This window comes from Micromonospora sp. (assembly GCF_048594385.1).
GTDB lineage: Bacteria > Actinomycetota > Actinomycetes > Mycobacteriales > Micromonosporaceae > Micromonospora > Micromonospora wenchangensis.
In genome coordinates this window covers 1-11,327 of record NZ_JBMDWU010000122.1, presented here as the reverse complement: position 1 = coordinate 11,327, position 11,327 = coordinate 1, and the positions used below count along the sequence as shown (strand labels likewise).

Annotated in this window: 10 protein-coding genes and 1 pseudogene; 9 read left to right on the top strand and 2 right to left on the bottom strand. The window is 72.4% G+C overall.

The window, feature by feature from the left end:
• The 3 genes from ACOJTC_RS06145 to ACOJTC_RS06135 all read left to right on the top strand — a co-directional run.
• Window positions 1-1,047 (top strand): PQQ-binding-like beta-propeller repeat protein (locus ACOJTC_RS06145; protein ID WP_420116113.1); only part of this gene is annotated, 1,047 nt, incomplete at its 5' end.
• Between the two features lie 67 nt (window positions 1,048-1,114).
• Window positions 1,115-2,782, top strand: a complete 1,668-nt coding sequence (locus ACOJTC_RS06140; protein ID WP_420116112.1) for a fumarate hydratase — start codon at window positions 1,115-1,117, stop codon at window positions 2,780-2,782.
• A 61-nt stretch (window positions 2,783-2,843) separates the two neighbouring features.
• Window positions 2,844-4,244, top strand: a complete 1,401-nt coding sequence (locus ACOJTC_RS06135) for a class II fumarate hydratase (RefSeq protein ID WP_420116111.1) — start codon at window positions 2,844-2,846, stop codon at window positions 4,242-4,244.
• Window positions 4,245-4,329: 85 nt separating this feature from the next.
• Here ACOJTC_RS06135 and ACOJTC_RS06130 read toward each other — a convergent pair whose 3' ends face one another.
• Window positions 4,330-4,578, bottom strand: coding sequence for a hypothetical protein (locus ACOJTC_RS06130; protein WP_420116115.1), 249 nt, complete (start codon window positions 4,576-4,578; stop codon window positions 4,330-4,332).
• A gap of 797 nt (window positions 4,579-5,375) precedes the next feature.
• Between ACOJTC_RS06130 and ACOJTC_RS06125 the strand changes: the two genes are divergently transcribed.
• From ACOJTC_RS06125 to ACOJTC_RS06115, 3 genes and pseudogenes are all read left to right on the top strand, one after another.
• Entirely contained in the window at window positions 5,376-6,188 is an 813-nt protein-coding gene (locus ACOJTC_RS06125; protein WP_420116110.1) for a helix-turn-helix domain-containing protein, read from the top strand.
• Window positions 6,185-6,382 (top strand): annotated as a pseudogene (locus tag ACOJTC_RS06120) (DUF397 domain-containing protein); the annotation flags it as partial. The gene ACOJTC_RS06125 and the pseudogene ACOJTC_RS06120, both read left to right, overlap by 4 nt.
• Window positions 6,383-6,472: 90 nt before the next feature.
• Complete coding sequence (locus tag ACOJTC_RS06115; RefSeq protein WP_420116114.1) at window positions 6,473-7,066, top strand: GNAT family N-acetyltransferase; 594 nt, start codon at window positions 6,473-6,475, stop codon at window positions 7,064-7,066.
• Here the strand turns inward: ACOJTC_RS06115 and ACOJTC_RS06110 are convergent.
• On the bottom strand, window positions 7,023-7,571 hold the full coding sequence (locus ACOJTC_RS06110; protein ID WP_420116109.1) for a CGNR zinc finger domain-containing protein: 549 nt from the start codon (window positions 7,569-7,571) through the stop codon (window positions 7,023-7,025). The genes ACOJTC_RS06115 and ACOJTC_RS06110 overlap by 44 nt on opposite strands.
• 80 nt (window positions 7,572-7,651) lie before the next feature.
• Between ACOJTC_RS06110 and ACOJTC_RS06105 the strand changes: the two genes are divergently transcribed.
• The 3 genes from ACOJTC_RS06105 (at window position 7,652) to ACOJTC_RS06095 (ending at window position 11,246) form a co-directional block, all read left to right on the top strand.
• The gene (locus ACOJTC_RS06105; protein ID WP_420116108.1) at window positions 7,652-8,614 is read left to right on the top strand and encodes an EamA family transporter; all 963 of its coding nucleotides are present in this window, start codon (window positions 7,652-7,654) and stop codon (window positions 8,612-8,614) included.
• Window positions 8,615-8,775: 161 nt separating this feature from the next.
• Window positions 8,776-9,465, top strand: coding sequence for an HAD family hydrolase (locus ACOJTC_RS06100; protein WP_420116107.1), 690 nt, complete (start codon window positions 8,776-8,778; stop codon window positions 9,463-9,465).
• Between the two features lie 89 nt (window positions 9,466-9,554).
• Entirely contained in the window at window positions 9,555-11,246 is a 1,692-nt protein-coding gene (locus ACOJTC_RS06095; protein WP_363650595.1) for a S8 family serine peptidase, read from the top strand.
• Window positions 11,247-11,327 lie beyond the last annotated feature (81 nt).

Here is an 11,327-nt window from a genome sequence, read left to right as displayed (position 1 = left end):
GCGGTGGCCGTCTGGACGTACCGGAACATGCTGCTGGACGCCCGGTGCGTGGCCGCCACCGACTGCACGCTGAGCGCCTGGGACCCGCGCGGCACCAGCCCACTGTGGACGGCCTTCCTGCCCGGCGTCAGCAGCGGGCTGTTCGCCGACAACCCGGGCCTGCTCGGCACCCGGCGACTCACCGCGCAGCGGATCGACGAGGGGGTGGCCGGCCCGGAGGCGGCCCCGCCGCTGCTCGGCTTCCCGGTCGACGGCCGGGTGCACGTGGTGGACACCGCCACCGGCCGGGTGGTGCAGGACGTCGAACCGGGCCAGGACGAGCGGTTGTCGGTGGTCGGCGGCCGGATGCTCAAGATCCGCGCGGTGTCGGTCGACGGCAGTTGCCAGTACGCCGTCTCGGCGCGCGACCCGGCCACCGGGCAGGAGGTGTGGCGGCGCAGCGGGTTCAACCTGCGCACCGCCGACAGTGCCGGATGCGCCCAGCGGGAGGACCCGCAGGGGGCGCGCAGCGTGCTGATCGGGGTGGCCCCCGACGGGCGGGAGGCCGTCCTCGACGGCTACGACGGCCGGCTGCTGCTGGTGGACGCCGAGGGCGAGAAGCTGCTCGCCGTCGACGACAGGTACGCCCTGGTCCGCAGCGCCGACAAGGACTCGGTGATCGCCCGGGAGCTGGGCACCGGCAAGGCCCGCTGGACCCGGCCGGCCGGCGCGAAGGCGGGCGCGGCGCTCACCCCGTACGCGGCGGTGCTGACCGGGAACAAGCCGAACCGGTTGGTCGCCGTCGACCCGCGTACCGGTAAGGAACTGGTGGTGTTGCGGACCAGCGCCAACGCGCTCGCGGTCGGCCCCAACGGCATGGTCGTCGGTGAGGGGCGGGAGATCGGGTACGTCCGGTTCGGCGCGGGTGGCGGTGCGCCCCCACCCGCCGCGCCGCCGGCCGGTTCGGACGGCGGTACCGGCCCCGGCCCGGGACGGACCGGCGGCGCGCCGGACCCCGAGGGTAGTTGCGGGCCGAAACGGGAACTCTGCGCCAACGGCAACGGGTGAGAGCGGCGTCCCACGACCCACCCGGCGGGTGTCACCGATCGCCCGGTCTGCCCTAGGCTTTTCCGTCATGAGCAGTGCCGCCGCGTTCTCGTACGCCCCCTTGCTGCCGACCGGTCCGGATCAGACCGAATACCGCCTGGTCACCGACGAGGGCGTCGACGTCGTCCACGGTCCGGGCGGTCGCCGTTTCCTGACCGTGGAGCCGGCCGCGCTGACCGCGCTGACCGCCGAGGCGATGCACGACATCGCCCACTACCTGCGGCCGGCCCACCTGGCCCAGCTCCGGTCGATCATCGACGATCCGGCGGCCTCGCCGAACGACCGGTTCGTCGCGCTGGACCTGCTGCGCAACGCCAACATCGCCGCCGGTGGCGTGCTGCCGATGTGCCAGGACACCGGCACCGCCATCGTGATGGGCAAGCGCGGCCGGCACGTGCTCACCGACGGCTCCGACGCCGAGGCGATCTCGCACGGCGTCTACCAGGCGTACACGCGACTGAACCTGCGGTACTCGCAGCTCGCCCCGCTGACCATGTGGGACGAGCGGAACACCGGCAGTAACCTGCCCGCCCAGGTGGAGCTGTACGCCGAGGACCCGGACGGGCACCCCGACGCGTACAAGTTCCTGTTCATGGCCAAGGGCGGCGGCTCGGCCAACAAGTCGTACCTCTACCAGGAGACCAAGGCGCTGCTCAACCCGACGCGGATGATGCAGTTCCTGGAGGAGAAGCTGCGGCTGATCGGCACCTCGGCCTGCCCGCCGTACCACCTGGCGATCGTCATCGGCGGCACCTCCGCCGAGTACGCCCTCAAGACCGCCAAGTACGCCTCGGCGAAATACCTCGACGCGCTGCCCACCTCCGGCTCGATGACCGCGCACGGCTTCCGGGACCTGGAGCTGGAGGCCGAGGTGCTGGAGCTGACCCGCAACTTCGGCATCGGCGCGCAGTTCGGCGGCCGTTACTTCTGCCACGACGTGCGGGTGGTCCGGCTGCCCCGGCACGGCGCGTCCTGCCCCGTGGCGATCGCCGTGTCCTGCTCGGCCGACCGGCAGGCGGTTGCCAAGATCACTCCGTCGGGCGTGTGGCTGGAGCGCCTGGAGACCGACCCGGCGCGCTACCTGCCGGACGTCACCGACGAGACCCTCGACGCCTCCGAGGTGGTGCGGGTCGACCTCAACCGGCCGATGGCCGAGATCCGGGCCGAGCTGTCGAAGTACCCGGTGAAGACCCGGCTGTCGCTGACCGGCCCGCTGGTCGTCGCCCGGGACATCGCCCACGCCAAGATCGCCGAGCGGCTCGACGCGGGCGAGCCGATGCCGCAGTACCTGCGCGACCACGCCGTCTACTACGCCGGCCCGGCCAAGACCCCCGAGGGGTACGCCTCCGGCTCGTTCGGCCCGACCACCGCCGGCCGGATGGACGCCTACGTGGCGAAGTTCCAGGCGGCCGGCGGCTCCCAGGTGATGCTGGCCAAGGGCAACCGGTCCGCCCAGGTGACCCGCTCCTGCCAGCAGCACGGCGGGTTCTACCTCGGCTCGATCGGCGGCCCGGCGGCCCGGCTCGCCCAGGACTGCATCAAGCACGTCGAGGTGCTCGAATACGCCGAGCTGGGCATGGAGGCGGTCTGGAAGATCGAGGTGGAGGACTTCCCGGCCTTCATCGTGGTCGACGACAAGGGCAACGACTTCTTCGCCGAGGTCACCAAGCCGGTCCTGACGGTCGGCCGCCGCTGATTCGCGGGAGCTGACCGGCGATCATCTGCGGTCCGACCCAGGGCGGGGCAGGATGGGACGGGTGACGACTCCAGAGGCAGCGGGCTACCGGATCGAACGTGACTCGATGGGCGAGGTGGAGGTGCCCGCCGAGGCGTTGTGGCGGGCGCAGACCCAGCGCGCGGTGCAGAACTTCCCGATCTCCGGCCGGGGCATCGAACCGGCCCAGATCAAGGCGCTGGCCCAGATCAAGGGGGCCGCCGCCCTGGTCAACGGCGAGCTGGGGGTGATCGGCGCGGACGTCGCCGAGGCGATCGCCACCGCCGCCGCGCACGTGGCCGACGGTGGGTACGACGACCAGTTCCCGATCGACGTGTTCCAGACCGGCTCGGGCACCTCGTCGAACATGAACACCAACGAGGTGATCGCCACCCTGGCCACCCGGGAGTTGGGCCGGGACGTGCACCCGAACGACGACGTGAACGCCTCGCAGTCCAGCAACGACGTCTTCCCGTCCTCGATCCACCTGGCCGCCACCCAGTTCGTGGTGGAGGACCTGCTGCCCTCGCTGCGCCACCTGGCGGAGGCGTTGGAGGCGAAGGCGGCCGAGTTCGAGACGGTCGTCAAGGCGGGGCGTACCCACCTGATGGACGCCACCCCGGTCACCCTCGGGCAGGAGTTCGGCGGGTATGCCGCACAGGTCCGCTACGGGGTCGAACGGCTGGAGTCGGCGCTGCCCCGGCTGGCCGAGCTGCCGCTGGGCGGCACCGCCGTGGGCACCGGCATCAACACCCCGCTGGGGTTCGCCGGCAGGGTGATCGACAAGTTGCGCGCCTCGACCGGGCTGCCGTTGACCGAGGCCCGTAACCACTTCGAGGCGCAGGGGGCGCGGGACGCGTTGGTCGAGACGTCCGGCCAGTTGCGTACCGTCGCGGTCGGGCTCTACAAGATCGCCAACGACGTACGCTGGATGGGGTCCGGCCCCCGGGCGGGTCTGCGGGAGCTGCGCATCCCCGACCTCCAGCCCGGCTCGTCGATCATGCCGGGCAAGGTCAACCCGGTGGTCGCCGAGGCGGTGCGGCAGGTCTGCGCGCAGGTGATCGGCAACGACGCGGCTGTCGCGTTCGCCGGCAGCCAGGGTGACTTCGAGCTGAACGTGATGCTCCCGGTGATGGGCCGCAACCTGCTCGAATCGATCAAGCTGCTCTCCGCGTCCAGCCGGCTCTTCGCCGACCGGCTGGTGGCCGGTCTGGTCGCGGACGCCGAGGTCTGCCTGGCGTACGCGGAAGGGTCGCCGTCGATCGTCACCCCGCTCAACCGCCACCTCGGGTACGACGAGGCCGCCTCGATCGCCAAGGAGGCGTTGGCGAAGCAGGTCAGCATCCGCGAGGTGGTGATCTCCCGGGGGCACGTCGACTCCGGGAAACTCACCGAGACCCAGCTCGACGAGGCCCTCGACCTGCTCCGGATGACCCACCCCTGACCGGCGCCTGTTTGATCGACTCCTGTGGGCCGATGTAGCGGTGTCAGGCGGATTCGATAGCGCTACATCGGCCCCCGTGAGTGGATCATGGCTCGGTCGGTGGGCGGGTGCGGGGGACCCAGGCGAGGAACCGGGCGAAGAGGGTCGCCGGGTCGGGGCCGGTGTCGGGATAGAGGCGGTACAGGTCGGCGGCGGCATCGTGCAACACCGTGCAGAGGTAGATGTTGAGCGCGACCCGATCGTGGGCGTACTCCGAGACGAGGGTGAGTCGGGCGGCCCCGCAGGGCCACGGCGCGGCGCACACCCGGCACAGCCAGAGCGGACGCAGCGGCAGGTGGGGGCGCGGATTCGCCGGCCCCGGCCCGCTGCGGCCGACCGGGTCGGGTGGTCCACCGGTGCGGCGCGGCCCGTCCGGTCCGGCCGCCGCGTTCACCGCCGTCCCCGGTTGGCGCGCCACTCCTGGGCCAGCGTGAGCCAACCGACCCGCCCCACCCGGGGAAACGAGATGGTGGTGTCCTCCCACCCGGGCGGGCCCGACCCGGTACCCGGGGGTACCTCCGCTCCCGTGGCCGCAGACGTGGCCGGATGGGCGTCCGGCCCGATGGCCGGGTAGGAGGCCGGATGGGCGTCCGGCCCGATGGCCGGGTAGGAGGCCGGGTGGGCGTCCGGCCCGCTGGCCGGGTAGGGGGCCGGGTGGGCGGTCGGTCCGGTGGTCGGGGACGTGGCCGGATAAGCACCCGGTCCGTTGGTCGGGGACGGGGTCGGGTGGGTGGCTGGACCGGCGGACGGGGGAGCGGGCCGGCGGAGTGGGGCCGCTTCCGGGAGTCGGCCGGATCGGAATCTGCGGGCAAGCCGGTGTCGCCAGGTGAGCCGGGGCATCGCGTCGCCTCCATGGTGGGTCGGCTGGTCGTCTCCCCCGGCGGTGGGACCGCCGGCCGGGGAGCGGGCCGTCCCACCGCGACACCGGTCCGCCCGGAGGGAGAGCGGTCGATGTCGCACTTCACAGTCTGCTGATGAAACCACTACCGTGTGAAGGGTTGTTGTCGGCTTCCGGTCTTGTCCTGTGTTAGCGGCGTCCCTGGTCGGCGTGGTGTCGGAGTCGATCGTCGGCGCGGTGGAGGGCGGCTGGAGATGACGGACGGGCGGATGACGGCGGCGGCCTTCCTCGTCGCCGAGCTGCGGCGGGCCCGGACCCGTCGGGGCTGGAGCCAGGACGACCTCGCCAAGGCGGTCAACTACTCGGCGTCGATGGTCAGCGCGATCGAACTGGGCCAGCAGCCGCCCACCGCCAAGTACCTCGAACTGGCCGACAAAGCCCTCGACACCGGCGGCATCTTCAGCCGGATGCTCACCGACCTGGTTGCCCTCGACCGGGCCCGGGTGTGGCAACTCGGCTGGCGGGCGCTGATCGAGCAGGCGCGCGCGGTCCGCTGGTACGAGCCGCTGTACGTGCCCGGTCTCTTCCAGACGGAGGCGTATGCCCGAGCCGTCTTCGAGGCCGGCGCGCTGCTCGACGGGCCCGAGGTGGAGCGGCGGCTGACCGACCGGCTGGAGACCCACGCGGTGCTGTACCGCGACCAGCCGCCGCAGGTGGTCGCGATCCTTGACGAGGCCGCCCTGCGCCGTCAGGTCGGCAACCGAAAGGTGATGGGTGAGCAGGTCGCGCACCTCGCGCGGGTGGCGACGGAGCATCCCCGGGTCCGGTTGCACCTGGTGCCGGGCACGGCCGGGGAGTATCCGGGACTCGCCGGGGGTTTCGTGCTGGCGACCCTGCCCGACGGCATGGAGCTGGGATGTGTCGGCGGGCAGGTCCGCACCCAGGAGTTCAGCGAGCCCGATGTCCTGACCCGGATGCGGGAGGTCTGGGAGTCGACCCTCGGTGAGGCGTTGCCCCCGACGGAGTCCATCGAGTTGATGCGGCAGGTGGCGGAGTCGTGGAACTGACCGGCGCGGCGGGTCGCGCGGTTCCCGGGCCGACCGGCCCGGCCTGGCGCAAGAGCACCCGCAGCAGCCAGAACCACGACTGTGTCGAGGTGGCGACGAATCTGGTCGGGGTGGTCGGGGTGCGGGACAGCAAGGACCCGGCGGGCCCGGTGCTCACCTTCCCGGCGTACTCCTGGCGGATCTTCGTGGCCGCGCCGCCGCGCTGCCGGGACCGGCTCGCGGCGGACGGTCGCCGCAGGTCCGGTCGCCGGGATAACCGGTCGACCGGGTGGCTCGCGGGCGGCATGATCCGGGTCGTGACGGGCACAGACGGGGTGTTGTTGACGACGGCACGGCTGCGGTTGCGCCGTTTCACCACCGACGACGTGGCGCATCTGGTCGAACTGGACAGCGACCCGGAGGTGATGCGGTTCCTCACCGGCGGTCGACCCACCCCGCCCGCCACCGTGCGGGACGAGCAGCTGCCCCGGATTGTCGCCGGCTACGACCGCTACCCGGGGCTGGGCCGGTGGGCGGCCGAGGACACCGCCGATGGTGCCTTCCTCGGCTGGTTCGCGCTCGACCCGTCCGACGACGGCACCGGGCCGGAGCTGGGGTACCGGTTGCGCCGCGCGGCCTGGGGGCGGGGCCTGGCCACCGAGGGCTCCCGCGCGCTTGTCGACCACGCCTTCGCCCTTGCCGGGGTACGCCGGGTGTGGGCGCAGACGATGGCGGTCAACGTGCGGTCCCGGGCGGTGCTGGCGAAGACCGGCCTGCGGTACGTCCGCACCTTCCACGCCGACTGGCCCGACCCGATCGCCGGAACGGAGCATGGCGAGGTGGAGTACGAGCTGCTCAGGGGCGACTACCAGCCGCCTTCCGGGCCCGGTAGGCGCTGACCGCGACCCGGTTGCCGCAACCGGCGTCGCAGAACCGCCGGGACCGGTTCCTGGACAGGTCGACCAGCACGTTGGCGCATTCGGGGTGGGCGCAGTGCCGTAGCCGGCCCAGCTCGTCACCCCGGACCAGGTCGGCGACGGCCATCGCCGCCTCGACGGCCATCCGGGTGGCCAGCGGGGCGTCCCGGGGCACCGCGTGCACGTGGTACGGCTCGTTGTCGTGCTTGATGAGCTGCGGCAGCGCCCGGGACTCGCGGAGCAGGTCGTTGACCACGGTGACGACGGTGTCCGGGTCGTCGTCCCAGAGCCGGCGCAGCCGGGGGCGCAGCGCGCGGACGGCGCGCAGCTCGGCTTCGGTGTGCTCGTGCCGGCCGGTCCACTGGTTGGCGGTGACGAAACGGTCCAGTGCGGCGATGTCGGGCAGCCCCTCGCCGTCCCGGTTGTCGGTGTTGACCAGGGCTGCGGCGGCGGTCAGCCCGCACTCGGTGTCATGGGCGAAAAGCAACTTGACCCCTGTCGTCGTCGACGGCTAGCGTCATCGGCGTAATCCTACTTTGCTGATGTCACCTCGCCTGAGGAGTCCCGATGCCGCACCGATCTTCCGCCGGCACCGGGCTGGCACTCGCCCTGCTCTCCGCCGTCACGTTCGCCACCTCCGGCACCTTCGCCCGGTCACTCATCGAGGCCGGCTGGTCGGCCGAGGCCGTCGTCGTCGCCCGGGTCGGCCTGGCCGCCCTGGTGCTGGCCGTCCCCGCCGTGCTCGCGCTGCGCGGCCGGACCGGGGTGCTGCGCCGCAACCTCGGCCCGGTCACCGTCTTCGGCCTGCTCGGCGTCGCCACCGCCCAGGCGTGCTTCTTCAACGCCGTCCGCTACCTGCCGGTCGGGGTGGCCCTGCTGCTGGAATACCTCGGCATCATCCTCGTGGTCGGCTGGCTGTGGCTGGTGCACGGGCAGCGCCCCCGCCGGCTCACCGTCGCCGGTTCGCTGGCCGCTCTGGCCGGGCTCGTCCTGGTGCTCGACCTGACCGGCACCGGTCGGCTCGACCCGGTCGGGGTGCTCTGGGGCCTCGGCGCGGCCGTCGGGCTGGCCGGCTACTTCGTCCTCGCCGCCCGGGTCGACGCCGACCTGCCCTCGGTCACCATGGCCAGTGGCGGGATGGCCGTCGGCGCGGCCGTGCTCGCCCTGCTCGGCCTGGTCGGGGTGCTGCCGCTGCGGGCCACCTTCGGCGCGGTCGACTTCGCCGGGCAGCGCACCAGCTGGCTCGTCCCGATCGTCGGGCTGTCGCTGGTCGCCGCCGTGGTGGCGTACCTGACCGGGATCGCCGCGACGCGTCTGCTCGGTGCCCGCCTGTCGTCGTTCGTCGGGCTGACCGAGGTGATGTTCGCGGTGCTCATCGCCTGGCTGGTGCTCGGCGAGCTACCGGTGCCGGTGCAGCTCGCCGGGGGCGCGCTGATCGTCGCCGGGGTGGCGCTGGTCCGCCTCGACGAGCTGCGCGCGGGCCGCACCGAACAGGCGGCGACCCGGACGGACGAGCCGGCACTGACCTGAGCCGTCCCACGGATCGCCGCCGGGCGGTTCCCCGCCCGGTGCTGTCATGGCCGGGCGGTGCGCTGCCCGGTGCTGCTGTGGGTGGGCCTGTCCGGTGCTGCCGTGGCCGGGGCGGCCTGCTCGGCGCGGCCCGGGTGCGCCGACGTGAGAGGGTGTCGGACATGCTCAGCGTGGTGGTGTTCGACGCCGACGAGACCCTGATCGACCTGCGCCCGGCGGTCACCGGGGCCCTGGCGGCCGTACTGGAGGAGATGCGTCGCCGGACGCCGGTGGCGGCCGGGGTGACCCTCGCCGAGGTGGAGTCCGACTGGCAGGCGGTGTTCGGGTCGATGACCGCCGCGCCGGTGATGGAGATCCGCCGGGCCGCGCTGGCCCGGTCCCTCGACCGGGCCGGGCTGGTCGGTCAGCTCGACGAGTTCGCCGAACTCTTCTTCACCAGGCGCTACGCGCTCAGCCACCCGTACCCCGACGCCCTGCCGGCGCTGGCCGCGCTGCGCGCCGACTTCACCCTCGGTTACGCCACCAACGGCAACAGCCGCGCCGAACGCTGCGGCCTGCCCGGAAAGTTCGCCTTCGAGTTGTACGCCCACGAGGGCGGCCTGCCCAAGAAGCCCGACCCGGCGTTCTACGCCGCGATCGTCGCCGCCGCCGGGGTGCCGGCGGAACGGATCGCGTACGTCGGCGACTCGATCTCCCACGACGTGCTCGGCCCCCAGCAGGCCGGAATGCGTGGTGTCTGGCTCAACCGGCTCGGACTTCCCCTCCCCGAAGGGGTACGCCCCGACGCCGAGGTGCGCACGCTCACCGACCTGCCGGCGGCGCTACGCAGCCTGCAACCGACGAATGCCTGATGCGGGACCAATTCGGATTTGTATCTGGCGGAATCGTCGCCGGTGCTATGGGATGGCTGCCACGTCCCTCAACGAGAGGATCTGATGTGGTGAGCAAGCGCTTCACCGCCGGAGCCGTCGCGACCGCGGCGGCCCTGGCACTTACGGTGACCGGCCTGACCGTCCCGGCGAACGCCGGGCCGACCACCAGCCGGACGTTCACCGTGGTGGCCGAGGACGGCGTTTCGGCGGACGCGGCGATCGCCGCGATCCGTGCCGCCGGTGGCACCGTCGTGTCCCGTACGGACGACGTCGGTCTCTACCAGGTCACCAGCGACCGGGCCGACTTCGCCGGCCGGGTCACCGCCGCTTCCGCGCTGGTCGGCGCGGCCGAGCAGCGGGCCATCGGCCGCAAGCCCAAGCTGGACCGGGTCGCGCAGGAGAACCTGCTGACCGAGACCAGGAAGGCGGCCAAGGCGGCGGCCAACGCCAAGGGCAAGAAGCTGGACCCGCTCGACGACAAGCTCTGGGGCCTCACGATGATCGGGGCCGACAAGGCCCGCAAGGTCATGCCGGGCGACAAGCGGGTCACCGTTGGCATCCTGGACACCGGCGTCGACGCCAGCCAGCCGGACCTCGCGCCCAACTTCAACTGGGCGCTGTCGCGCAACTTCGCCCCGGACATCGCCGAGGTCGACGGCCCGTGCGAGGTGCCGAGCTGCCTCGACCCGGTCGGCACCGACGACGGCGGGCACGGCACCCACGTCGCCGGCACCATCGGCGCCGCCGCCAACGGCTTCGGCCTGTCCGGCGTGGCCCCGAACGTCTCGCTGGTGGAGCTCAAGGGCGGCCAGGACTCCGGGTACTTCTTCCTCAACCCGGTCGTCAACGCACTGGTGCACGCCGGCAAGTCCGGCCTCGACGTGGTGAACATGTCGTTCTACGTCGACCCGTGGCTCTACAACTGCACCGCCAACCCGGCTGACTCGCCCGAGTCGCAGGCCGAGCAGCGGGCCGTCATCAAGGCGATGAAGCGGGCCCTGAACTTCGCCCACAACAAGGGCGTCACCCTGGTCGGCTCGCTCGGCAACAACCACGAGGACCTCGGCGCGCCCCGCACCGACGTGTCCAGCCCGGACTACGGTGCCGACCCGTACCCGCGCCCGATCGACAACGAGAGCTGCTGGGACTTCCCGGTGGAGGGCCCGCACGTGATCGGCGTGTCCGCCATCGGCCCGTCCGGCAAGAAGGCCGACTACTCCAACTACGGCACCGAGCAGATCTCGGTCGCCGCACCGGGTGGCTGGTTCCGCGACGGCTTCGGCACCGACACCTACCGGACCGACGCCAACATGATCCTCTCGACGTACCCGAAGAAGGTGCTCCAGGAGGAGGGGTCGGTCGACGAGAACGGCAACGTCGTGCCGGGCTTCGAGAACTCGGTGTTCAAGCAGTGCACCACCGCCGGTGAGTGTGGCTACTACACCTACCTCCAGGGCACGTCGATGGCGTCGCCGCACGTCAGCGGGGTCGCCGCGCTGATCGTCAGCAAGTGGGGCAAGAAGGAGGGTAAGGACGGCTACGGCCTGGCACCGGCCAAGGTGGAGCAGCACCTCTACCGGACCGCCACCGAGCACGCCTGCCCGGAGCCGCGTCTGCAGAGCTACGCCAACGAGGGCCGGTCGACCGAGTTCGACGCGTACTGCGCCGGGTCGCTGAACTTCAACGGCTTCTACGGGTACGGCATCGTGGACGCCAACGCGGCGGTCCGCAGCCCGCTCAAGCCGAACGTCAACCCCTGACGCCACGGCCCTGGGAGAGGCCCGGCCGACCCCCCGCGGCCCGGCCCCCCCCCGTGCCGCCCCCCCGGCGTCTACGCGCCC

What these genes read in the sequence shown, in the direction of transcription:
- ACOJTC_RS06140 (WP_420116112.1), top strand. Translation starts at nt 1,115, where the DNA reads ATGAGCAGTGCCGCCGCGTTCTCGTACGCCCCCTTGCTGCCGACCGGT.
- ACOJTC_RS06125 (WP_420116110.1), top strand. Translation starts at nt 5,376, where the DNA reads ATGACGGACGGGCGGATGACGGCGGCGGCCTTCCTCGTCGCCGAGCTG.
- ACOJTC_RS06115 (WP_420116114.1), top strand. Translation starts at nt 6,473, where the DNA reads ATGATCCGGGTCGTGACGGGCACAGACGGGGTGTTGTTGACGACGGCA.
- ACOJTC_RS06105 (WP_420116108.1), top strand. Translation starts at nt 7,652, where the DNA reads ATGCCGCACCGATCTTCCGCCGGCACCGGGCTGGCACTCGCCCTGCTC.
- ACOJTC_RS06100 (WP_420116107.1), top strand. Translation starts at nt 8,776, where the DNA reads ATGCTCAGCGTGGTGGTGTTCGACGCCGACGAGACCCTGATCGACCTG.